This is a genomic window from Vibrio sp. SCSIO 43153 (assembly GCF_023716625.1).
Classification (GTDB): domain Bacteria; phylum Pseudomonadota; class Gammaproteobacteria; order Enterobacterales; family Vibrionaceae; genus Vibrio; species Vibrio rotiferianus.
The window spans coordinates 684,476-708,063 of sequence record NZ_CP071856.1 but is presented as its reverse complement, the minus strand read 5'-3'; the positions used below and the strand labels follow the sequence as shown (position 1 = coordinate 708,063).

Here is a 23,588-nt window from a genome sequence, read left to right as displayed (position 1 = left end):
AGCCCTTTCGTTCATCTGTTCTGGAATGACGGTTGTGGTGTGTATTTTGTTTTATATTTTTCATCCGCTCAATGTTCTTGTGGGTCATTCCCGACATCGACAAAGGAGCGGAGTCGGGAATCTCTTTCTTATCTTGAACTCTATTCCGTGTGCTCGGCAGGTTCTGCGACCGAGCGATGGAGTTTTTGGAATAACCATCCTAATCCAATCAGTGATGCACCTAGGCCCAAGAAGCTGATCGCACGCCAGAAGCCATCCAATGAGCGAACATCCCACAGGAACACCTTAAGCGCGACGCACGCCAACACGGCTAAACCAATGCGTTGAATCGTCATTGCTTTGCGGGTTGCGCCAACCCAAGTCAGCAAGCCTCCGACAATCAAACCAGCAATTGAGTAAGTAAACAGCTCTGCCATGCCAGTCGGCTGAGCGAGCGTCATCGAGATAGGTTGCCAGAACTGGCGAATCGACATACCTAACCAAATGGCTGCCAAGATTAGGCCAAAGCTGGCGACCACAGGGCGAGGGATCTGCAACGTGTTCCAACGCTTGTAAGTGGTTACTAGCAAAACAATCGCAGGCAGTAACCAGCCAAGAGACAGCATGTTGAACACAGGCATGGATTCCGCGGAAACATTATTGACCATCAACGGTGATTCAAGGCTATTGAGCAACATCATCAGCACAACAAAAGCGCCCCAAAGTAGATAGCTGTAAGCTTGATAAACGCGCTCTAGTTGCTGCGCAAACTGGCTGCGATAGCTGTAAACCAACCCCATCACTAATGCTTGGTTAGCAAACACAATCGCCGAAGTGAAATCGATGTAGCCCAGGTAACCGTATTGCCCTGTGAGCCAGTAGTTGGTTTGGGTGAAGACCGCCATCAAGAACACGTGTAAAAACGCCCCTTCAAACCAATTGGCGAGTTCTGTATCTGAGCGATGTAACACAGTGCGAGCGTAAGCAAGAATTGCCAACGACGGCAGGTAACTGATCAACACCCAAGCCCAGTGTCCCGCATTGACAGGTTGCCACTCTGGAATAAACGGTAACAGCGTAAGACGTACGACTAAGATGCCCATGGCGACTTTCACTGCCCAATTCGCTGGGCGGAAAACATTGGCTTGAGTCTGCAACGCCATAACCGCCACTTGAATCGAAATAGCAGTCGTGAGCCACGTATCATTCAGCCAGACAAAAGCCGTTCCGGCAATAATGGCATGCATGATGGCTGAGCATTCCAGTGCCAGCGCTTTGAACCTTTGTCCAAGTAAGGCGTAGTAAACCGCAATCACGGCGGTGAAGAGCGTCCAACCTAGAACATGACCGCTCATGAACTCGTAAGTGTAGAGCAGGGTAATCAAGGTCATCGCAGGGGCGAGCACAAGGAAGAGGATACCTGTCAGTTGAGAGCGGTCACCTGCGAGTGTCTGGAATAATGTTCGCAATGCAATCAACACAATACTGATGCCGAGCGCGAGCAGTACTGGCGTTTGTCCTTCAGCCATGTAGATAGATTCAAGCGCAATAGAAAGCAGCATGATCGCGGTAGAAGGCACCAATATCGATGGTAGATAGACTCTTAATGACCAAGTTTTACGAATGGCGGGTAGCCAAATCATGGCAGTAAAGAAGGCATAGAAGTAAATCATCTCAGCGGTATCAACGCTAGACATGCGAGCTAATGCCGACAGCACTAATAATGTCATCGCGAGAGCAATACCTGTCGGTGGATGCATCCATCTGCCTTGGCAATGACGATAACGCGGTTTGAGCATCCAACCCATTCTTGGTATCGCAAACAGCAGGTACAAACTCAGAGAAAGGAAGATCGCAAGCCACGAGAAAAGTTGCTCTATCGGCATGCTCTCAATCAGCAACAACATCCACAAAACATGCGGCACGGTAATCGATGGTGAAATCCAAGCGTGTCGGATCTTTTGCATCAGTAGCGTTGCGGCAACTGAAATTGCAGTTATGTAACCAGCGAGTAGGTAATAGTTGGGCTCTGCACCGCCAATCCAAAGTGGTGCTGAATAACCACCGATTAAGCCGAGTACGGCCATCAAAGGACCTTGGCGTAGAGAAAGCGCTAAGCTCGAAAATGCCGCGCCTGCCAAAATTACCAGCGATGCACTCGGCGATAAGAGTTGATAGAAGACAAACGCAAAGATTACCGTGCAGTAGATGCCAGTTAACCCTGTTCCGGTAATGGCGGCAGGAACGTAAGTAAAGCCTTTCGCTCGTTCTGCTCGGTCTGGGGATTTCTGCTCGCGGCGATGGAACCATTCACCTGCTATCACGGTAGCGAGAGAGATGGAGAATGCGATGGTCACGCGCATGATTGGTGAGAACTCAATGTGACTGCCAATCACTTGTACAAGGTAACCACCACCAATCAACATGGCGAGCGCGCCAACCCAAACCAACCAGTTTTCTTGGATGTTGGTCAGCAGTTTATTGGCTTGTTTCTCAAATACGGATTCACTGCTTTGCGCCAGACCACCGATGTGCACTTCATCGAGTGACGGGAGGCTCGGCTCGACAATTGGCGGTGGTACTTCTTTGGCTGTTAGAGGCGCAGAGGTAGGCTCTGAAACCAATGTTGGCTCTGGACCTGATTTAAGCGTTGGAGCACTAGGTTGTGCGGGTTGTTCTGGCGAGGCCTGTTGTGGTTGAGAAGCGTGTTGCTCGGGTTCTGGAGTCGGCGGTGTCTCTCTCTCAAACCAACGCGCGCGCAGTTCTGCCAGTTCTTTATGAAGCTGAGACACTTCGTCTTCGAGCCTCGATATTCGACCGACTGCTTTCAATGTGATGAGTAAGGCGCAAACCGCCAAGATAACCGCCAATGAGATAAACAACTGCTGCACTCCCTGTCCTTGTTTCAGAATCCTTAACTTTGAGCAACTTAGCTAAGCTTAGTTCACTGTGTGCCAAGCTAACGGGATATATACCCAAGTGACTTCAAGATGCAGGATTCAGAGCGTTGTCATTGATTCGAGTTCAAGGAAAACAACGTAGCGTAATAGCCCGCTCTTTCCAAGTTGTTTGACGCAGCAATCGGGTCAATGACACGCTCCCAAAGGGCGAGTTGACTGGGCTTGTATACTTTGTTGTCGATTCTTGATTTAGACCCGCTAGACCTTTAAATCGCCGCCGCGTCTACAAACCCAGTCATTCTCGCTGAACCGAGCATCTCGAGGTTACTTGGGTATACAACACAGACCGATAATTTTGAGAGAGAGTCGCATATTTGAACGAAAACTGGCGGAGCGTTCACTCTAAACTAATCTTTTTTATAGAGTTAATCGGTTTTGGGCGAAAGCTCACCAGAACAATAACAAATTAGGTGATGATAAATGCAAGTGGGCAACGAAGCGCTGGTGCTGTCGGCGGTTGGAGTAATAGGTTTAGGTTGTCAGTGGTTAGCGTGGCGAATGCGCTTACCAGCCATTCTGTTCTTACTGTTGGCGGGGATCATTGTCGGGCCGATCCTGCAATGGCTTAGTCCAGACGACATTCTCGGGGATTTACTCTTCCCCTTAGTCTCTCTCGCGGTGGCGGTGATTCTGTTTGAGGGCAGTTTAACCCTTAACTTTAAAGAGATTCGTGGCGTGAGCGGTTCGGTGTGGAGCATTGTGTCTGTTGGCGCGATCATCTCTTGGGTAGCCACCAGTGTGGCGACGCACTATTTCCTAGATTTTACTTGGGAGCTTGCGATTTTGTTCGCCAGTTTAACCGTCGTGACTGGTCCAACGGTGATTGTGCCGTTGCTGAGAACCGTGCGCCCAAGTTCCAAACTCGCCAATATTCTGCGCTGGGAAGGTATCTTGATCGACCCATTGGGCGCGCTGTTTGTGGTGATGGTGTACGAGTTTATTGTCTCGCACAATGCCGTTAACAGCGTTGAAGTGTTTGGCACCATCATTGCGGTGGGCTTGATCCTCGGTGTCGCTTCTGGCGCTGCGGTGTCTACTGTTTTGCGCAGAGCTTGGCTGCCGGAATACCTTCAGCCCTTTGCGGTATTGATGGTCGTGCTCGGTGTGTTCTCGATTTCTAACCAAATGGAATCGGAAGCAGGTCTACTGACGGTTACTGTGATGGGCATGTGGCTGGCGAACGCCAAGGGCATCAATATTCAGCAAATCCTGCATTTTAAAGAGCACTTAACCATCTTGTTGATCACTGGGTTGTTCATCTTCCTAGCGGCACGCATCAGTCTTGATGATTTCGCTGCGCTTGGTAGCGGTGCAGTGTTGCTGTTTGTTTTCATGCAGCTGGTGTCGCGTCCACTTTCGATTTTCGCTTCAACCATTCGCAGTAACTTAACCTTCAAAGATAAGCTGTTCCTCTCGTGGGTTGCGCCGCGCGGTATTGTGGCGGCGTCCATCTCATCCCTGTTTGCTATCAAGCTGACGGAATATGGTATTTCAGAAGCCATGCTGTTGGTGCCAATGACCTTCATGGTGATCATCGGTACGGTGGTACTACAAAGTGCCACGGCGCGTCCTATGGCTAAAGCGTTGGGTGTGGCTGAGCCTGCACCAAGAGGTTTTTTATTGATTGGTGCAAACCGAGTCGCGCAAGAGATAGGTAAAGCACTGGCGCGATACGATCGCAAAGTTCTGCTGACCGATTCAAACTGGGACTACATTAGCCAAGTTCGCATGCTGGGCCTAGACCATTACTACGGTAACCCGATCTCTAGCCATGCTGATGACAACTTGAATCTAATTGGCATTGGGCAAGTGGTGGCACTGACGCCAGACCAACACTTCAACATTATGGCGTGTATGCAATTTGTCGGCGAGTTCGGCGAAGATAAAGTACATTGCCTACAGAAAACCAAATCTAACGGCAATGAAAAACACTCGGTTGCAGAAGAGTATCACGGCAAATTATTGATGGGCGGCAACGTCAGTTATACCCAAATGGCGAGTTTGCTGAGCCAAGGTGCAGAAATCAAACACACTAAGTTGAGTGAGAGCTTTACCTACCAAGATTACCTTGAGCACCACAAAGACAATTTGGTGATTCCGCTTTTTCATGTTGAAGAGAAAGGTAAAATTCAATTCTGTGATGATCCGGAACAGTTCACTCCACCTACAACCAGCACGGTGGTGGCGCTTATTCAATCCGTCGAGACTCAATAGCCTAAATGACATCTAGAACTGCCACTCTTGGCACATCGGAGTGGCAACATTGTTAATCGTTACCCAAGCTTAATAGAGCAGTGAGGCGCAGTGTTTTAAACGCTGCTCCTTAATATGATTCCTTAGTCATAAGATCAGAGCCCACAAGGCTCGATTCGGTAAATAAATTGTTCAATTTCCGAATTTTCGCATTGACGGCAATGACAAGGATCGCAATACTGCGCGACTGTTTTACTTTAGGGTGACATTATGGCTCCGCAATCTAATCGAAAAGACTTACATTTAGACGCTGTTTTACATCATGACATGAACATGAAAAGCAAAACGGCGGGCTTTGAGTCTGTCGAATTTGAGCATTGCGCATTGCCTGAATGTGACTTTAACGCCATCGACCTTTCGAGCGAGTTTCTTGGTCACTCATTGGCGCTGCCGTTTTTGATCAGTTCCATGACGGGTGGCGCAAAAGATGCAGAGATCATCAACTGTCGTTTGGCAGAAGCGGCCAGTGAAATGGGCATTGCGATGGGGGTTGGCTCGCAGCGCGTGAGCCTAGAAGACAGCCTACATTCAGGTTTGGGCAAAACCATTCGTGATCTCGCTAAAGGCGTGCCTTTGTATTCCAACTTAGGGGCTGCTCAACTGAGAGACAAACAACGCCTCGACAACGCCCAACGTGCAGTCGACTTTATCCAAGCGGATGCTTTATTTGTGCATCTCAACCCTATGCAAGAAGCCTTTCAGCAGAATGGTGACCATGATTGGGTTGGCGTGCTCAAATCGATTGAGCAGTTAAAACAGCGCGTCGATGTTCCGATGATCATTAAAGAGGTCGGCTTTGGCATCAGTGGCGCGGTAGCCAAGCAACTTGTTGAAGCGGGTGTGGATGCGATTGATGTTGCTGGCGCTGGTGGCACGAGTTGGTCTGCGGTTGAAGGTTATTGTCAGACAGATAACAAGATGCAGCGTGCTGCGGAGCTGTTTCGTGACTGGGGCATTCCTACGGCTAAGTGCTTAGAGCAAATTCGTAACCAATACCCTGACTTACCTTTAATTGCCTCTGGTGGCGTGCATAACGGCTTAGAAGCCGCGAAAGCGATACACTTAGGTGCTAGCCTTGTTGGGCAAGCTGGTGGGGTATTAAAAGCCGCAACAATCAGCACGCAATCTGTTGTCGACCACTTTGAACAAATGGCATTAGAGTTACGTTTGGCGTGCTTTGGTACAGGTTCTGCGAATCTTCAAGCATTGACCCAAGCTCGTCGCCTTTAGCTCAACGGCTCATATTTGCTCGCTTATTGATTAAGTTAGGTTGATTTCGCCGAATTTCATGTCTTTTACAGAGCGAGTGTCGATAAATTGTCTGAGTCTTAACACTTGTGCTGATATTTTGGGTATAGTCCATTCATCAATTGAAAGTGGAACCTGGATTTATGAAAAAATTGGTAATGCTACTGCTAGCGGCAACAGCGCTAACGGCATGTTCTGACGAAGTGGGTACAGAAGCTTGGTGTAAAGACATGCGCGAAAAGCCAAAGACAGAATGGACAACAGACAACGCGGTTGATTTCGCGAAGCATTGTGTTCTGCAAGATGGCATCGGTAGCGAGCAGTGGTGTAAGAACCTAAAAGACAAGCCGAAAGGTGAGTGGACCGCAAACGAAGCGACAGACTTTGCTAAGCACTGTGTGTTCTAAATTGACCGAACAAAAATGAGAAAGCCGAGCACTATGCTCGGCTTTCTTGTATCTGAAGGTCATCAACACCGACACTAACATCGATATCTACGTCGGTGACCTTTTGTAGAGTCGGCTCAACGGCATTCTTATGGGTTCTCTTGGTGACGTTCTTTTGTAGCAAGAGGTTATTTGGGTAAGTCGAAAAGTCGCCGTCTTCATGTTTTATCAAGGTGTGAAACAAACGAATGTCTATGATCATCCCTTCAATTCCTGCGCCATCATCAATACGAATGTTATCGCCTACACGGTAAGGGAAGACGAAGAAGATAAGAAAGCTAGCAGTGATGTTGCTCAGAATTGACCACTGAGCAATAAAGCTCACGCCTAGAACGGTAAACACAGAAGAAAGGAAGATTGAAAAATTCCCGTAGCCAATACCACTCACGAGCAAAAAAGTGGCAAATAAGAAGACGAACAACAAAATGTTCACCGTTCTGGTAATGAATAATATTCTTGGTGGTTTGACTTTTTTATTCCGCGCTAACGTAGTGAGTGTTTTGGTCGCGATCTTACTGAAGATTTGATAAGCCAAAATGAAAATCAGACCGAGCAGTATGTCGTAGTCACTCAGGATTTGTAGAAATTGTTCAATCGATGACAGCATTACGTTCTCCTCTTTATAGGGCGAGTGTACGGTCAGCAATCAGAAAAAGCGTCAAGTCTCTCTCAGCAAAAAATCATATCTCTCTCATGTCATTTTATAAGCCAAAGAAACCGTTTCTTTTGGTACGAATTTTTCACCTTTGGTGGTTTTGAGTTTATTTAAAGCTATGAAATTAAGGTGTTTATTTGTTTTATATTTTCTTTATCTTTTTCTAAGTGCTTTGTGATGTGGTTATGAAACTGGTGAATACAATAGCCTTCCTCTGATTAACCACAACCTTGGAGAAAGTGATGACACTTATCGCGATAAAATTGCTTTACGTGTTCTACAAAGCAATGAAAAGACGCTACTCATAATTGCGTCATTAGGGAACAACTCAGCCAAAGCACCTAAGAACGGAATACAGACTTCCCCATGTTAGAGAGGGGATTTGAGCGCAAGGTAGTGCCTGCTTAGGAGAGAGTGGATATTTAATAACTATTCTTTCGCACTTTGCACAGAGAACTTAAATAATGAATCTCGACTACTTTATCGCCTTCGGCACGTTACTCATGTTAGAACTCATTCTGGGTGTCGATAACATCGTCTTTATTACCATCATGACTGAGCGTCTTCCTGCTCACTTGCGCCAACGCGTACGCAATCTCGGTATCGGTTTAGCTGTGTTAAACCGCATTGCGCTGGTATTTTCGGTATCTTGGTTGTTGTCTTGGAAGGAACCGTTTGTCGAATACCAAGGGGTATCACTCTCTTGCAATGATCTTATCTTTATTGTTGGTGGTGCATTTCTGTTGTTTAAAGGCATCAAAGAGCTTTGGGCATGGGTCGTGCCTATTGAAACGCCTCCACATCAATTCTTTGCTGGGCAAGTTGGCACGGTCATATTGCAGATTATTGCGGTGGACGCGGTGTTTTCTCTCGATTCATTGATTATCGCGGCAAGCCTTACGCAGGACATCACCATTCTTGCTGGTGTGATCATCTCTTCAAGCGTGATTCTGATGTTGATGGCGAATAAAGTTCAGGCTGTGATTACTCGTCATCCCGGATTGAAAGTGCTCGCGCTGCTATTCCTGATTGTATTAGGTGCGCTGCTGATTGTTGAAGGGTTAGGGCTGAATATCGATAAGCACTACGTTTACAGTGCGCTTGCGTTTGGTTTGCTGCTTGAGCTATGCCATATCTTAATCAGCCGACAACCTTCTTCTCGACGTGTGGCAGGACAGTACTTCTAAACTTTAATGCGAAGCTAACCACTATGGGTTAGCTTCGCTTTTTACGCTTTGCAATTCTTTAATCATGGTGTCCAAGTTGCTGTCAAAGAACAATGGACCCGCAAGTTTCAGTGCAATTGGCGACGACGTATTTTGTGTCGCTTGCAAATACAGTTCTTTTGCCCCACTTGTATGACCGCGAGCTTCTTCCGCTTTCGCTAGTAATAGATAGGTTAAGGACGTTTGCTGATTGTACGGAATCGACAACAGTATTTGTGATGCCTTATCTGGGTTATCTTCCGACAGCGCCAAGATTGCGTTGGCTTCACACACTCTTGGGTTATTCCCTCGCTTCAATACCTCGGACAAAGAAGAAGAGTATTCTTTGTTCAGTGTTTCAATTACTTGCTTCTTATTCGCTTCATCTTTTGCAAATACTCTCATGACCTCACCAATGTAGCTTACCGAAATGGTGTAGGCATTATCTGGTGCGAGGGCTTTTGCTTGGCGAAAATACTCCATCGCATTTTCATAGCCAGCGTTGTTGTACAAAGCGCCCGTCCCGGACATCAACGCTTTTACTGCTTCTGGATCTTTAGGGAAGATCGACACATTGTGTTCCAACTCTTCTTCCGGCACCTCAATGTACATCGCGCGTAGCATGTCATCGATCATGGATGGGAAAGTTTGATGAAACCGTTCAAAGTTGGTCGAGTAACGACGATTTAAATGAGTCTGCCCCGATACGCGATTGTGATACTGGAACAACAAACGCAACTTTTTACCATCGCTGCTCTTGCTGGTGGAGATGTTGAACTCTATGGCGGCGAGTTTTCTGTGTTCTTTAGATTTGACCACACGAATATTGCTGTAAAACCCAATGTGTTCCATGAACTTAATGACGATACCGTACAATTCTGGTCGTGCTTTCACATCCTCACTGACATTCAATACTGCATAACGAAATTCGTAATGGCTCAAGTGCCCGGTGCGAACATCAGGGTTCGGTTTTGAGTCGTTTGCGCTAAACAGTAAAAATGCCGCCTGAATAAGAACAATCAAAGAAAGTGCACCAATTAAGATGGGTTGTTTGCTCTTTGTAGGACGGTGCTCAACGGCCTCTATCGCGGGTTTCGAGGCTTCAGTTTGCGACTCTTCCTCTTCAATCACCTGATCTTCAGGTTTCTGTATCGCGATTTTTTCCAGTTTTACTTCGCCATCAAATCGATACCCACGCTTTGGTACGGTGACGATGTAGCTGCATTCCTGTTGGCTGTGCTTTTTCAGTACTTTTCTGAGTTCAAATACCGCTTGAGTGACCACTTGATCGGTCAATACACTGCCGCCCCACACTTGCTCGATAAGTTCATCACGCCTGTGAGTCAGTCCTGGGTTCAGACACAAGAACTCAAGCAACTTTGAGAGACGGTTATCAATCGTAATGCATGAGTCAGCAAACTGTATTTGCCCCTCATTGGGCACAAAACGCCACTCATCTACGATAAAACTGATGTTTTTGTCAGGCATTCATGCTCGCTCTTCTATTTTTTATTCATCTCATTGAGTAAATGTAGTCTCAATTGAATGATTTTGCTGACAATTTAAAGCGCGAGTAACGTGATTTTCTACACATTTCGTTATCGGAATGCGGATTTCCGCTCTCAACCTCTAGTGCTTTCCTTTTTACCTAGGAAATCAACACTGAATGGAAGAAAAGTTCCAATTAATTTGTTTGTTTTATCCTCTGTTTTGATGTTTAAGGTTATGTATTTATTGGTTTTATATTTTGTTTATATGCCAGTGATGAAGTTTTATTAACTGCTGAGCTTTACGTTATGCCACAGCGGCGAAAACACAGGATGATGCATCCCATACCGCAAGTGAGGGGCGAGCTTCTTAAAAGAGAAAAGGCGCAACGTTCCCTGGAGTCACTTGCAATAAGGAAATAAAAAATCGATGCATGAGCATCACGTACTGAAGGATTAGGGAATGTTAGTCAACCTTTTATATTGAGAGTTATTAAGAAATGAAACTGAACAAATTTATTCTTCCAATCGCTGCTATCTTCTTTGCTACACAAGCTGCTGCTAACCCATACATTGGTGCTAGCTACCTATATTCTGAATACCAAGTAAAGAACGAGAACACAGACTTTAGTGATCAAAACAGCGGTTACAACCTTTACATCGGTTACCAGTTTAATGACCTACTATCGATTGAAGGTGGATATGCAGATTTCATCGATACGCACAAAGACTTCGAGCACATCTACTCTGATGCTTGGCTAGCAAGTGCGAAACTAACACTACCAATCACTATTTTCGACGTTTACGGTCGTGTCGGTATGGGTCACTTCCAAACTAACCTTGGTGACACGAACGACATCTACTACGGCGTAGGTGCAGGTGTGACATTGGGCCCAGCTCGCGTTGCACTTGAGTACACCATGTACGAAGCAAAAGTTGTTGAGAACAGCTACGCACTAAGTGCAGAGTTCCGCTTCTAAAAAAAAGCAACGACTTGTCCTAGTTGTTTTCCACTGCGCTTATGGAAGAGTGCGGTGGTTTTCTTCGTTCCATTTTTGCAAACCTGACTTACTTGTCTTTATTTCGTCGTGTTGGACTGGCATGGTGATTCGGTAACTGACATTCCAATAAAGAGAAGGACTTAACAATGGAAGTACTCAAAGGCTCATGTCTGTGTGGCAAGGTGAAACTCGAAGTCGCGGATGAATTCAAATACATGGGCAATTGTCATTGCTCTGAATGCCGCAAATTTACCGGATCCGATTACTCGTCAGCAGGTGGCGTTGCACTGGATAAACTGATTGTGATTGAGGGTGCGGAACACATCCAAACCTATCAGAAGAGCGCCAATACCGAACTCTCATTCTGCCGTCATTGCGGCTCTAGCCTATATTCGAAAAAGAACAACGGTATCGTCAATGTGCGCTTGGGTATTCTTGATGATGTGCCTTCCCATAAGCCAAGCTTCCATATTTTTGTCGCATCCAAAGCGCCTTGGAATGACATTACTGATGACCTCAAGCAATTCGAAGCCGAACCTAAGCTATAAGCGGGTTTGAGGCTGAGCGCCGTACCAAATCAGAAAGCACTTAAAGTTGTGAGATAGAGCCACTCAAATGAGTGGCTTTTTGCTTTTGAGTGGCAGTAATATCCGACACTATACGGATACGGTTAAATAACATCGACAGATTTTGGGAGAACATCAGTGAGCGAAGAATACAACCAAGCCATCTCTAAGCATTACGCGGCTTATCGTCCGCCGCTGCATCAAGTCATCCTACAAGCTAACTTAGGTGCGTTACCCCAGTTCCAGTTGGGATTAGATATTGGCTGTGGAACGGGCGTATCAACACTGGCATTGGCTAAATACTGTCAGCAACTGCATGGTGTGGACCCAAGCACGTCAATGATTGAGCAAACCAAACCATCAGAAGGTATTGAGTATCATGTCGGCGATGGTGAGCATGTGCCATTACCAGACAACAGTGTGGATGTCGTGACGTTTGCAGGCTCACTTTCTTATGCAAAGTCTGCGGCTTTGGTGACTGAACTTCAACGAGTTTGCCAATCTGCAGCGCACGTTGTGGTGTACGATTTTGAAGTGTTGCTCGAAAAGCCCCTCAAGCTATTAGGCATAGAGATGGAGCTGACGGAATCCAACTATGACCACGCTATCAACTTCAATGATTGTGACGCTTTCCAAGCGATGAAGGTTTACAAAGAGACCGTGGAGCTAGAAGTTAGCGCTGAAGAGCTGGCGCATGTGCTGTTTTCTTCTTCAAAGCGTTACAACAAGTTGGTTGAGGCATTCGCAGGAGACGACCCATTCGCAAACGCTGTTGAGGCTTTGAAGCAGCTTAGCCAAAAACACGTTATTCAAGCTGATACCTATTTCGCGATGTACCAGATAAATGCGTGAAGCTTACGCCAATTAATGACTTACCAAGGCCGCTATCACAGTGGCCTTTTTGTTCCTTGAAACTGTGAAATAGGCTCCGCTCTTCTTTTGTATGTGAACTTACAGTCAGTTTTGGGTAAACGATGGCACTTGAAAGTTAATCGCAACAAAAGTGAGGGGGAATTCAAATTCTAGATACGGAAGCTTGTGATAGTCTCATTCCGATTGTGGCTCAACTCATTATTTATGAAGCACTTCGCCATCACTTCATATCGAATTGTTGCTCGATCATAAACCTTTATTGATACCGAGAACTTATCGTGGCAAAAGCATTAAAAATTGAATCAGGTCACTATTTAAATATGGATCATGTCGTGAAGTTCTTATTCGCGAGCGACTCTATTGAAATTATATTATCGATTGATACTTTACCTAATCTTCATATTGGCATTGAAGGCAAGACGGGTTACGCCGAGTGTTTTGTCTCAGTACAAGAGTTCCACCGAATTAAACGTGAGTTGTGTGATTACATGGGCATCGATGAGCCAACGGCATTAGTTGATTGATTACCCAAAAATGACAGTAAAATTACGAGAACAGTACGCGAAGTCGCAACTTATAGTCTAACTTTTAACAATCACTGGCTAGGGTGAGCAGAACACAGCGGTGAAGGTCGCCCGTTCCACTAAATACAATAAGGGACTTTATGTCTGACAATTACCTACCTATGATCCAAGACTTTTTTCAGGTATTCGAAGCCCTGAATCAACATGTCTTGGACTCTTACGGTGAATTAGCAACGTGGGAAACCCAATTGGTAAGGCTTGATATTAACCAAGGTGATAAAGAAAAGTCGTATGATGTTGCGCAGATTGCAAGCATGCTGAACGTTTCTGAAGATGCAGTAAAGTCATTCTTAGTGATATACAGCTTCCTAAGCAACAACCTTTACGATCTCATTGGTAACCGTGAATATGAAGATTGGGGGACGGACGGCGACAGCCTGCAAGTTGAGTACTCGGATCTTACTATTGAATCGTTTGATGCAGACCAAATTGCTCCGTTAATGGAACGTCGCGTCTACTTCGAGTGGACGTTTGATGCATTACAACGATCGTATGATGAAATGATGGCGATTAAACACGGTAGAATAGCTTAAACAGGTTAACGTATAGCTAGGCAAGTCACTTTACATAAATAAATACAAGTGCCGCTCGTTGTATCGGCCTTGTTTTTTGGGGCTTTCAAGCGTTTCTGTTTCCTCTTCTTACAACTCTTGAATTAAAATCTCTTTGTTAATCACGTATTGTGATGATTAGCGATTTACTTGTTAGAAGAACAAATATGAAAAAGACAATCTCAACAATGGTTTTAGCAATGGCACTTGTCGGCTGTGATGACGCAAGCAAAGCCATTGACCAAGCGCAAGAAGCCGCAAACAAAGCGATTGATACGGTTCAAGAGCAGATGGATTCAGTAGAAGAAGCGTTTAACCTGGACCAATTTGGTGATGCTGCGGAATCGGCAGAAGAACTTGCGGCGTCGGTTGAAGAAGCAATGAATGTGGATTTCAGTGACCCTGAAGCACTTATTGAAGCGAAAGAACACATTGCCAATGCGTACGCTTGTTTGGTGGAAGCGTCTTCTGAATCGACAGTGGATAAGGTGATGGACAAAGTGATGTCATCTATCGGCAGCGAAGAAACCAAATCTCTGATTGAAGAAGGCATTGAGAGAGCACAAGCAGCGAAAGAGTGCGTGATGTAATCGCTCTCAGTGAATCAAGCCGATGAAAAAGGGGATAGTGATATCCCCTTTGTTGTTTCTATCTGTCGTTGTTTTCGCGTGTCATTGTTTCTACGCTGTGCCAGCTTTACTCGCTTTTCAGCTCTTGCTGGAAGTAATCCATACAAAGCTGTTGAGCTTCCGGTTTAATAGTGACTTGCTCGTTCTCTCGCAGCGACAAATACAGCTCTACGATCTTTTCAAATGCAGGAATCAGCGCTTCTCGCTCCGGCATGGCGACGGTTTGTTTTAGCTCTGCCGCAAACTCAGGCATGCGTGATTCAATCTTTCTCACGCCAGAGGGAGTCAATCCTTGTTGTTTCAGGGCTAATGACGATATCGCAACAGAGCGCAGGAACGATAAAAATTCCGCGGCCTCAAAGTATTCCCCACGAGCAATCTTGGTTGCGCCGTAATGAACCCAAATCCAAAAGCGGTCTTCAATCCACTGTGGATCCGGCTGAGGATAGTGAGGCTCAGCAGTCTCGAAGACTTGCGATAGCTGTCCGTCGCGTTCCCAAAGCACTTTTGTGTCATCAACACGAGTGGCTGCATCCGGTAAAGAGACAAATTTGAAATCGACATGAATCGCATCTGGCGCGTAGATTGCGATAACCAATCTTGGTTCTCCCACGTGTTCACCAGTGAAAGCGGCGACTTGGCCTTCTATTTGGTCTATAAGTGCAAAGCGATCTGCCATTACCGAATCAAAATCTTCGGGATTGATGGCGATGACCAAATCTAAATCACTGTATTTGTCCATGGAGTCAGAGGCGTAAGAGCCACTTGCACCAATACCAAGAATGCGTGGGTCAGCAGTAAATACCGCAAGAATTTTACTTAGAAGCTGTTCATGAGTTTGAGGAAGCGTGCTTGAGAATTTCATATTTTACCTATTAATCATGGTTGATATTAGAACCATCAGCAGGATGGTTAGTGCGGTAAAATTAGCGCAGCATTACAATATGGCGTGAAGCATCTTAATAATCAACAAAAATAGATAGAGACAATAGCAAATACAGCTTTTTAGTATCTTAGCTTTATGGTGACCACTTTGGTCAGTTGCTACGTAATAAAGTTTGTTTATTGTATGAATGGCGGTGCATCATGAATCGAGTTCACCCTAAAAAGTTACTTCGCAGCAAATGGACAGCGACAGAACCGGTAAACAAAGAAAAGCACTTCATCATTTCAGAAATGGAGTTTGATGAGGAAGGCAATGTCGTGAGATGCGTGATTGAAGCTGTCATGACTAAGCGAGAGCGCGAGTTGGATTGGCATGATCTGAAAGACACACAACAATGGCGGCAAGGATGGAAATAGCATCGGTGCGATGACCAAAAACGAGATGGAGTTAGAAAAGTCACCAAAATCAGTAGGCTCGTGGTAGAGGCTCTGCTATTAATTGGTGGGTGATTTTATTTATTCATGTTCTGAGGTAATGCCATGATCGATTTCGACAGTTCATCGGTTTTCAAACTTAAACCGATTGAAGTTTCTAATGTACGTGAAGACTTCCACAAGTTTTTGATTGAGGGTGAGAGTATTTTCGCTGGCTTCAAAACGGTACGTGACCAAGTGGTGTTTACCAACAAGCGTGTGATAGCGGCGAATGTACAAGGGATCACGGGCTCAAAAGTCGACTATACTTCACTGCCTTACAGTAAGATCAATGCTTTCTCGATTGAAACATCGGGTACGTTTGATTTGGACTGCGAGATCGAGTTATTCCTGAGTGAAGTTGGGCGAGTGCGCTTTGAGATAAGAGGTTCTTTCGACTTAGTATCGTTCAACAAAATGATCAGTGAGCACGTCCTCGGATAGATATTCGTTAAGGTGTTAATTAGCCAGAATGGAAGGCCAAAGACAAGGAGTCAGCATGGCGAAGAACAATGGGTTGAAAGGGAAACAAAGTAAACCAAGCTCAACCTTATTAGCTTTATTGGGGTTTACGGCAGGTGTTATCTTTTATCTGATGATCCGGTAATCCAATTCCTAATTTTTACCCCCAAAAAGGAAGCTTATTATGCTTCCTTTTTTATGCCTTTCATGGTTGGTTTATAAGGTAGGAGAATGACATTCCAAAGCCTTCGCTTTGTATAACCCCCGACAAACTGCCGAAATAATCAGTTCTAGAAATCAACAGATCTTGGTGTGCCATCAAACCAAAAAGAAGAAATATAAGAAGCAGACGAACGCGAGTAGCGTAGCCGAGATAATTGGGTAGATGATATAAGAATCTTGCTTGTTGGTTCGCTGGAAGCAAAGAAACGTTAGCAATACGTTGTAAATAACCAGCAGCATGCTGATCATGGTGCCGCTATTAAGAGATAAGCTCCACAATTGGGTGAGAAAGAAACCTAGCAGAATATAGTCAAATACGATCAACCAGAGAAAAGCTTTTTTAAGGCTATCCTTTTTTACAAGCTGATTGGATTGTTGATGCATATTGGAGCTCAGAAAGAGAGTTAATAATGGTAACTATAGGTTACTAGGGTCTGTTAACTTTTCGCGGTTAAATAAGCTCAAAAGGTGAACAGACCCTAGGATTAGTGACCTACATTTTTATAGCTTTTGCAAGGCGGTATTAGATTTAGTCCCATCTGACGAATAAGAAATAACTTCCTGGCGAATGACTGGTTGGTTGAATTCTGCCTTCTCTTTGGCTTTTTGCAGTTCAGAGCCATCTTGATTTCCAAAAAAAGTCTCTAAGACTTGTGCCGCAGGCGTTGTTAGAACAAATAGTTCTATGCGACGGTTCTCGCTTGAGTCTGGTTCTTCTGGATTTAGTAAGGCTCGATCTGACATCCCCGTCACTTGCATAACTCGAGCATCCGGCATGCCCCCAGAGACCAAGGTCTTTCTCGCCATATCTGCACGGGTTGCAGATAGAGCCCAGTTAGATTGCTTGCCCGCGCGCTGTTTGAATGGCGTAGCATCTGTGTGGCCACTAATTATAAGAGGGTTTCCAACGCGCTCAAATATAGGGGCTAATGCCAATAGCAAATCCTCAAAAAACGGTGTGAGTTCTGCTCCGCCACGACTAAACATGTGCTGCTTGTAATCATCTTGCAATACAACTCGAAGACCTTGTGGCGTAACCGTGACGTTTACGTTTCCTTGGGCGCTTATCTGGGCCATCATCTCTTCAATGACTTTCGCCAGTAGAGCCAGCTGCTCTTGTGTATCAAAGTTTCCCGGGATAAGAGAGTCAATCTCTGGTCCATCTCCATCGCCTTGAAAATATGAGCTCACAACATGGTTTGAGTTATGTCTGCTTGGCACAGATGAATCCTGCGCCAAGTCGATAGGTGAAATGCTCTGTGATGTGTCAAACGGGTTACCATAACTTTGGTCAAATACACTTGAACTGTGTAGATGAGCAACAATGGCTTTCCGCTCTTCTTTATCAACAACCTGCATTACCCATAAAACGAGAAACAGAGCCATTAACGCGATCATAAAATCAGCAAACGCCACCTTCCATGCACCACCGTGGTGTTCATCATGGCCGTGATTTTTAGAACGCTTAAAGACGACATGTTCTTGTTTTTGCATTAACCCTCCTGTTCAGCCAACCATTTTTCCATTTGATTGAAAGTTGGTTTTATATCGAGCTGAATGTGTTTACGCCCAGCGTCAATCGCAAGAAGTGTCGGCTTTTTCGCGATATAAGCAACAAGCGTCGCTCTAACGCATTCAAAGGCAGACATATCGCGTTTTACACGCTGTGCCATAGCATTACTGGTTGGATCTAAAAAACAGTAACAACCAAAAATACCAATAAATGTACCAACGAGGGCCGCTGCAACGTGATAACCAATCAAGGCAATTGAACCGTCAATTGCTTGCATCGTGATAATGATGCCACCTACGGCTGCTAAAATACCGAACCCTGGTAGCGCTTCTGCTGTTCTTTGTAATGAACGAGAAGGGAGCAAAAGGTCGGTCTGTATTGCTTCGATTTCCTGTTCTAACAGTCCCTCTAATTCATGAGGCGACATTTGTCCCATTGCCATTAAACGCAAATTGTCCGTAATGAAAGAAACAAGTCTAAAGTCACGGGCTACTAATGGGTATTTAGCGAAAATTGAGCTTTGCTCTGGGTTTTCAATATGTGAATCCAGAGATTTGAAACCTGTGCTTCGAATCGTCTCTAGTAGCACTTGCAGCAGTGCCATCAGCTCCATGTAGTATTCACGTTCATCTTTAGGTGCTGACATGACCGAGCGGAGTTGAAGACGCATTTCTTTTAATACTTGAGGAGGGTTGCCGACAATGGTTGCACCAATGGCAGCACCGCCAATAATTAAGATTTCAGCGGGTTGCCAGATAGCAAGAAGGCTGCCACCTGCCCACATGTAACCACCAAAAACACTCATAATGATAATGAGTGCACCGAGGAATTTTTGCATTATTGAACTCCTAAGAAGCCAGGTAATGATTGAGTTGTTTGAGTGCTTGTTTATGCAATTGACATATCCTTGGAGGAGTCAGGTCCAATACCAAGGCTATTTCATGTAAGTTGAGCTCATGTTGGTAGAACAATGTCAGTAAAAGTTGGTCCCGCTTGGTTAGCTTTTGAACTGCAGACTCAAGGCTTCGACGAGTGTGTTCGTGCTCCATACCGTCGTAATCACCACCAAACTGAGCATGGCTGTTTGCTTCGAGTAGTTGATCGAGACTTTGCATTTCACCTGCCAAAGCCGCATTTTGGCGAGCGTAATAATCCTGCTCGTTAGTCCCAAGGGCTTTGATGATTTCCGCGTCACTCGGCGGTCTTCCCAGTGACTTAGTGAGGTCTCTGGTTACATCGTTGAGCTCATGAGCTTCTTGACGGGTTTTTCTCGAACGCCAATCTAAACGGCGAAGTTCATCCAAGATTGAACCACGTATTCGACACACTGCAAAAGCTGGAAAGTTAGGGTCTTCAATATCCCCATATCGCCTGCCAGCTTCAATCAAGGCAATGAGACCAATTTGCTGCATATCTTCTATGCTGCAATGTGTTGTCGCATGTACACGAAGTTGATTCACGATACGCTTAACCATGATTTGATGTTTTTGGAGTAACTTGTTTTCATCAATCTTTTGGGCTGGCGTTTGTAGCTGCTCAGCGGTCGCATAATCGTCTTGGAAGTTCATATCTAGCATAAATGAACTCCGCTATTGAACGACGTATTTTGTCAGCAGTACATCATCGATATCACGAACAATGCTTGTTTCAGCAAAAGAGAGTAATAAGGTATCTTTGACTTCTTTCTGCAGCGCTTCTATTGCACCTGATTGCTGAAGTTCATCAAACGTTTTATCGCTGAACAGTTTGAGTAGCGAGTTTTGAATCATTGGCATGTAATTGTCAATATCTTGAATTCGCTCTGGGTTGCGGGTTTCAACCGCAAGTTCTAGCATGACAAAGTGCGTTTGCTTTTTACCTTTGATTGTCAATACAACCTTATCAAGAGGGTGAAAGCTTGGCCCTTTTACAACTTCTTCTTCTTTAGTTAAGAATGAAAGTGGAGAATTTTCGATTAGGTTTTCGAAGCTTTTCTCCTCTCCAGAATGTTTTAAGTACCAGATCCCGCCAACTACCGTGCCAGCAGAAACTAGAGCACTAGTGATGATCATTGCGAAAATCATGGTGATCATTTGTGGTTTGGTCATAACCTTATCCTCGATAACTTATTAGGCTTGGGTATTGAGCCAGTGCTCTGAGCTCATTGCTGTAAATGTTTGTTGGCCATTTGATGATTCTCTTGAAGAAAAAATTGTAGCCTTGGCTTCCTCTTGAGATTCATTTTGGTTTTGTTGGCCTTTTCCTTGGTCTGAGCCCACGTTGACGTCCACATGAACGAAGTTTTGCTGTTGAAGTTCTGCTCTCAGGCGTTCGGATATTTGAACTAATGCTTCTCGTGTTGCGGTTGCGTTCGCATTGATTTGAACGTTAAGTCTGTCACCTTCTACGCGAACCAAAAGATCTAATTTACCTAACTCAGGAGGGTCGAGACGGATCTTCGCTTCTTGCATATTCTGTTGTGCTTGTAAGGTCACTCGGTCATGTAAAACTTGCATCATTTGTTCACCCCATTTACCAGCTTTGGTATCAATTTGCATTGATGCCCACTCAGTGCCTCCAGATTGCAGTTTAGGAGTAGGGACGTTCGAAACATGGTTTAGTTCGGCCGGTTGAGCATTGGAAATCAAAGTCGAAGCTACAAGTGCTGACTGCGGATTGTTGTTGGATACAATCTGAGTTGGATTTTCTATCGAAACTGGTTTGGCACTAGCTTGTGATAGAGTCTGCAAATTGTTTACTTGAGCTTGTTGATTGTTATTTAATATTTCTTTTTTTAACGAGTTTTGATCTGATTTATGTGACGCTGTCACATTGTGAGGGGTGAGCATTTTCGGTTCAAGTGTTAGCGTGCCCACTTTAGGTAAAGAACTCGAATCGATATTTCTTTCAGTTGCAAGTTTTTGCAGAGCCTCAGAAGTTGGTGTCAACCCAGTCATATTTTGTGTTTCGGGTTGTGAAGAGCCGAACCCGTTTAGAGGGTGCACATTCGCATGCCCGTCGCCTTGCGCTTCTGGAAGTCCGAACAAGCCAATTGAATGGGCAACCACCTCTGAGGATTCTTGTTGGTGCTCTATAGTCGGCTCAATTGTCTCTTCCGAATCAGTTTGGCTAAAGCTTGGTTGGGCATTAGAAACCTGCACATACTGGCCAAAGGCTAGACTTTGCTCGGTAATAGGTTGACTGACCGTACTTTGGCCAATTTTAGTTACTCCTGACGATTGAGAAGGGGTCGAGCTCAAAAGAGAGTGAACATTGATCATGGCATAATCTCCATAGACATTGCGAGCTCATAAGCCATTGCTCGCTCTTGCTGGGCATCAACCATTTCCATTTTTGCTTTTAGTTGGTCGGTTGCGTTTTTTAGCGCCACAAATGCCTTCAGGTGGGTAGACTTTAGGTGTGCCAGTTCATCTTGCAGGCATGGATCATTAACTAGTGTTGGATTTGCCGACAATAACTGCCTTAATTTTGCGTCATAAGCTTTCAAAGCCTCCCAATCAGAGGCTTTAGCTGAGGCTTCGATCTTTCGAGCAAACTGATTTAGATAGCCTGCTGGAACTTTATGCTTGCTTACCAAAGTTTACCCAGCCTTCTCGAATGTTTCCCATTACACGCTCTACATTAATTAAGCGTTCTGTGTCATTCTTCACGCTCGCGGTGTAGAGTTCCATCTGGCAAAAGTCGTAGAGTTGTTGAAGATTTTGTGCAACTTCGCCGCCGTTCTCTTCATCTAAAGCACTGGTTAGTCCAATTAGAATGTTCATGCATTTATTAATGCCAATACCTTTTTCAGCTAGTCGGCCAGCGGTCATATGACCTCTAACGCGCTCCAACTCGTCGAGTAAACCATCAATTAGCATCACTACTAATTGGTGAGGGTTAGCGGCGGCTGCTTGTGCATCAAGATCGACTTGCTGGTATGAGTCGTAGCCTGAATCCATTAGCATAAGTATTTCTCCTAAAAGCGTTTTAACCAAACATTGACATGGTTTGGTTCATTTGAGTCATTAATGTGTTCATTTGCGTAAATTGCTTTAGATACCGCTTGTACGAGGTATCGTATTTACGCTCTAGAGTGGCTTGCTTGTCTTCAATTCGATCGATACTAGAACGGAGAGCCTCTTTACGAGAGTTAAATAGGCCTGATGAGAACTTCAGGAACGGCTCAGCCATTTCATCTAGAGTATCGAGTAGGGCGCCGTCACCATTAAACATGGCTTCAATACCTGCGCTATTTGTTTTTTGCGCTTCTTGGAATTTCTCACTGTCTACTGTTAGTTTCCCATTACGGTCTGGCGTGATCCCGATTTCACTTAGTCGCATTCCATTAAATTCGCCACGTGTGATTGCGGTTAACTGGCTCTCAATTGAACGAAGAGTAGGGTCGTTGGCTAAAGCTCCACGCTCTTTGTTTTCTCCTCCGACTTGAGTGTACTCGTCAAGTGTCGAGATCAAGTTGTTGTATGTTTCAACAAACTTATCGATTTGCTCTTTTGTTCCTTCACTATCAGGACCGACAGCTAAACTGATTGGTGCCTCGCCGGCTGTTTGTGCCTTACTTACGGTTAGATCTACACCGTCAATAACACCTTCGAATTTGTTGCTTGAGTTGGTGAGTTTTAGGCCCGTATTTTGAGCGCCCAACCAAATCACCGCATCTTGCGGTGCCGTGATCTCTTTTGTGTTGGTGAAAGCATCGTCGAACCATGCTTGTCCTGTACCGCTTGAGCTGACATTAATCGTATTTGCAACGCCCGTTTCGGTGCTCGAAAGCATAAAGTGAGTTTGTCCATTGGAACGCACTAAAGTGGCATTCACACCAGGGTTGTCATCATGGTTATTGATCGCGGTGACCAGCTCAGACATCGTTGTTTTTCCATCTCCGTCATTATCGACAGTAGAGAGGTCAACGCTCATGCTTTTACCGTTTATCGTAAAATCCAAAGTCCCGGTTGTCGGGATCTCTGTGGTTGCTTCTAGGTCAGCAGGCATACCTGTAGATAGCTGATGAGCAGTTGCTACTTGCTCTACGAAAACTTGATAGCTACCAGATAGTGCATTTGCGTTTGCATCAGCGGTAAAAAAACCTTCCTGAGAGAGTGTCGTTGAGTTTTTTACTATGCCGCTCGTACTGCTGTTCATACCATTAACCGCTGTGCGGAATTCACGAAGCGCGCTTTCAACTTTTCCTAGTGCAGTCAGCTGAGCTTGGTAGCGGTCAGACTGCAGCTTGTAACGCTGTTGAAATGGCTGTACATCGTAAGTTGCCAATTGAGTGGCCATAGAAATTGGATCTATTGAACTCATGAGGTCATTCCCTCTCTCATCGTTTTCGTACCATCTAGAGATAACAGTAAAGTGAATATTTACTAATGATATAAAGGGTTATCGCAAGATGCGTGCCGATAGTTAATTTTTAATAAAAACAGTTGTTTATGTTTGTTTTTACATTCTGGCGGAAGCCGAATTTCCGCTGTTGGCATTCCGCTTTTCCTAGGCGCCAAGGTATAACGCTTCCTTATTTATAGGCGACCTAATGGCGGGTAAAATTAATCATCTTTCGGTAGTCAGACTAAAAAAAAACCTCCCAGCGGG

At 45.0% G+C, this 23,588-nt stretch carries 25 protein-coding genes; 12 read left to right on the top strand and 13 right to left on the bottom strand.

Annotated features, from left to right (window positions below):
• Positions 1-140: 140 nt before the first annotated feature.
• Entirely contained in the window at positions 141-2,870 is a 2,730-nt protein-coding gene (locus J4N37_RS19360; protein ID WP_252043143.1) for a DUF2339 domain-containing protein, read from the bottom strand.
• A 489-nt stretch (positions 2,871-3,359) separates the two neighbouring features.
• On the opposite strand from J4N37_RS19360, the gene J4N37_RS19355 reads away from it, so the two are divergent.
• From J4N37_RS19355 to J4N37_RS19345, 3 genes are all read left to right on the top strand, one after another.
• Entirely contained in the window at positions 3,360-5,153 is a 1,794-nt protein-coding gene (locus J4N37_RS19355) for a cation:proton antiporter (protein WP_252043142.1), read from the top strand.
• Positions 5,154-5,402: 249 nt separating this feature from the next.
• The gene (fni, locus tag J4N37_RS19350; protein WP_252043141.1) at positions 5,403-6,422 is read left to right on the top strand and encodes a type 2 isopentenyl-diphosphate Delta-isomerase; all 1,020 of its coding nucleotides are present in this window, start codon (positions 5,403-5,405) and stop codon (positions 6,420-6,422) included.
• A gap of 161 nt (positions 6,423-6,583) precedes the next feature.
• Entirely contained in the window at positions 6,584-6,847 is a 264-nt protein-coding gene (locus J4N37_RS19345; RefSeq protein ID WP_005435930.1) for a DUF3012 domain-containing protein, read from the top strand.
• A 31-nt stretch (positions 6,848-6,878) separates the two neighbouring features.
• On the opposite strand, the gene J4N37_RS19340 is transcribed toward J4N37_RS19345, so the two are convergent.
• Positions 6,879-7,493 carry a mechanosensitive ion channel domain-containing protein gene (locus J4N37_RS19340; protein WP_252043140.1) on the bottom strand — a complete coding sequence of 205 codons (615 nt, stop codon included), beginning with the start codon at positions 7,491-7,493 and terminating at the stop codon, positions 6,879-6,881.
• 512 nt (positions 7,494-8,005) lie between these two features.
• On the opposite strand from J4N37_RS19340, the gene J4N37_RS19335 reads away from it, so the two are divergent.
• The gene (locus tag J4N37_RS19335) at positions 8,006-8,728 is read left to right on the top strand and encodes a TerC family protein (protein ID WP_009705022.1); all 723 of its coding nucleotides are present in this window, start codon (positions 8,006-8,008) and stop codon (positions 8,726-8,728) included.
• Positions 8,729-8,749: 21 nt separating this feature from the next.
• Here J4N37_RS19335 and J4N37_RS19330 read toward each other — a convergent pair whose 3' ends face one another.
• Complete coding sequence (locus J4N37_RS19330) at positions 8,750-10,234, bottom strand: winged helix-turn-helix domain-containing protein (RefSeq protein ID WP_252043139.1); 1,485 nt, start codon at positions 10,232-10,234, stop codon at positions 8,750-8,752.
• Positions 10,235-10,733: 499 nt separating this feature from the next.
• On the opposite strand from J4N37_RS19330, the gene J4N37_RS19325 reads away from it, so the two are divergent.
• The 6 genes from J4N37_RS19325 (at position 10,734) to J4N37_RS19300 (ending at position 14,398) form a co-directional block, all read left to right on the top strand.
• Entirely contained in the window at positions 10,734-11,213 is a 480-nt protein-coding gene (locus J4N37_RS19325; protein WP_009705020.1) for a porin, read from the top strand.
• 167 nt (positions 11,214-11,380) lie between these two features.
• A complete protein-coding gene (locus tag J4N37_RS19320; protein ID WP_005435931.1) occupies positions 11,381-11,782 on the top strand; it encodes a GFA family protein in 402 nt (133 codons plus the stop codon).
• A gap of 156 nt (positions 11,783-11,938) precedes the next feature.
• Positions 11,939-12,652 (top strand): class I SAM-dependent methyltransferase, encoded by a 714-nt coding sequence (locus J4N37_RS19315; RefSeq protein ID WP_045390925.1) that lies wholly within the window; start codon positions 11,939-11,941, stop codon positions 12,650-12,652.
• A gap of 299 nt (positions 12,653-12,951) precedes the next feature.
• Positions 12,952-13,197, top strand: coding sequence for a hypothetical protein (locus J4N37_RS19310; protein WP_045390928.1), 246 nt, complete (start codon positions 12,952-12,954; stop codon positions 13,195-13,197).
• A gap of 140 nt (positions 13,198-13,337) precedes the next feature.
• Positions 13,338-13,790, top strand: a complete 453-nt coding sequence (locus tag J4N37_RS19305; protein ID WP_010450860.1) for a hypothetical protein — start codon at positions 13,338-13,340, stop codon at positions 13,788-13,790.
• 185 nt (positions 13,791-13,975) lie between these two features.
• A complete protein-coding gene (locus tag J4N37_RS19300; protein ID WP_045390930.1) occupies positions 13,976-14,398 on the top strand; it encodes a hypothetical protein in 423 nt (140 codons plus the stop codon).
• A gap of 106 nt (positions 14,399-14,504) precedes the next feature.
• Here the strand turns inward: J4N37_RS19300 and J4N37_RS19295 are convergent, their stop codons facing one another.
• Positions 14,505-15,302 carry an aminoglycoside 6-adenylyltransferase gene (locus J4N37_RS19295; protein WP_252043138.1) on the bottom strand — a complete coding sequence of 266 codons (798 nt, stop codon included), beginning with the start codon at positions 15,300-15,302 and terminating at the stop codon, positions 14,505-14,507.
• 221 nt (positions 15,303-15,523) lie between these two features.
• On the opposite strand from J4N37_RS19295, the gene J4N37_RS19290 reads away from it, so the two are divergent.
• On the top strand, positions 15,524-15,739 hold the full coding sequence (locus J4N37_RS19290) for a TIGR02450 family Trp-rich protein (RefSeq protein ID WP_005435943.1): 216 nt from the start codon (positions 15,524-15,526) through the stop codon (positions 15,737-15,739).
• 123 nt (positions 15,740-15,862) lie between these two features.
• On the top strand, positions 15,863-16,240 hold the full coding sequence (locus tag J4N37_RS19285; protein WP_010450867.1) for a PH domain-containing protein: 378 nt from the start codon (positions 15,863-15,865) through the stop codon (positions 16,238-16,240).
• A 336-nt stretch (positions 16,241-16,576) separates the two neighbouring features.
• On the opposite strand, the gene J4N37_RS19280 is transcribed toward J4N37_RS19285, so the two are convergent.
• The 9 genes from J4N37_RS19280 to fliD all read right to left on the bottom strand — a co-directional run bounded on the left by J4N37_RS19280 (position 16,577) and on the right by fliD (position 23,300).
• Positions 16,577-16,864 carry a hypothetical protein gene (locus tag J4N37_RS19280; protein WP_010450871.1) on the bottom strand — a complete coding sequence of 96 codons (288 nt, stop codon included), beginning with the start codon at positions 16,862-16,864 and terminating at the stop codon, positions 16,577-16,579.
• A gap of 117 nt (positions 16,865-16,981) precedes the next feature.
• Positions 16,982-17,974, bottom strand: a complete 993-nt coding sequence (locus J4N37_RS19275) for a flagellar motor protein MotB (RefSeq protein ID WP_088879446.1) — start codon at positions 17,972-17,974, stop codon at positions 16,982-16,984.
• On the bottom strand, positions 17,974-18,831 hold the full coding sequence (gene motA, locus J4N37_RS19270; RefSeq protein ID WP_010450875.1) for a flagellar motor stator protein MotA: 858 nt from the start codon (positions 18,829-18,831) through the stop codon (positions 17,974-17,976). The genes J4N37_RS19275 and motA overlap by 1 nt, the downstream gene beginning before the upstream one ends.
• A 10-nt stretch (positions 18,832-18,841) precedes the next feature.
• Positions 18,842-19,570 (bottom strand): FliA/WhiG family RNA polymerase sigma factor, encoded by a 729-nt coding sequence (locus J4N37_RS19265; RefSeq protein ID WP_010450876.1) that lies wholly within the window; start codon positions 19,568-19,570, stop codon positions 18,842-18,844.
• A 12-nt stretch (positions 19,571-19,582) separates the two neighbouring features.
• Positions 19,583-20,080, bottom strand: a complete 498-nt coding sequence (locus tag J4N37_RS19260) for a flagellar basal body-associated FliL family protein (protein ID WP_010450878.1) — start codon at positions 20,078-20,080, stop codon at positions 19,583-19,585.
• A 21-nt stretch (positions 20,081-20,101) separates the two neighbouring features.
• Complete coding sequence (locus tag J4N37_RS19255) at positions 20,102-21,253, bottom strand: flagellar hook-length control protein FliK (protein WP_252043137.1); 1,152 nt, start codon at positions 21,251-21,253, stop codon at positions 20,102-20,104.
• Positions 21,250-21,570, bottom strand: coding sequence for a hypothetical protein (locus tag J4N37_RS19250; protein WP_038883762.1), 321 nt, complete (start codon positions 21,568-21,570; stop codon positions 21,250-21,252). The genes J4N37_RS19255 and J4N37_RS19250 overlap by 4 nt, the downstream gene beginning before the upstream one ends.
• On the bottom strand, positions 21,554-21,940 hold the full coding sequence (gene fliS / locus J4N37_RS19245; protein WP_038883760.1) for a flagellar export chaperone FliS: 387 nt from the start codon (positions 21,938-21,940) through the stop codon (positions 21,554-21,556). Before fliS ends, J4N37_RS19250 begins: the two co-directional genes overlap by 17 nt.
• Before the next feature lie 22 nt (positions 21,941-21,962).
• The gene (gene fliD / locus J4N37_RS19240; RefSeq protein WP_038883759.1) at positions 21,963-23,300 is read right to left on the bottom strand and encodes a flagellar filament capping protein FliD; all 1,338 of its coding nucleotides are present in this window, start codon (positions 23,298-23,300) and stop codon (positions 21,963-21,965) included.
• Positions 23,301-23,588 lie beyond the last annotated feature (288 nt).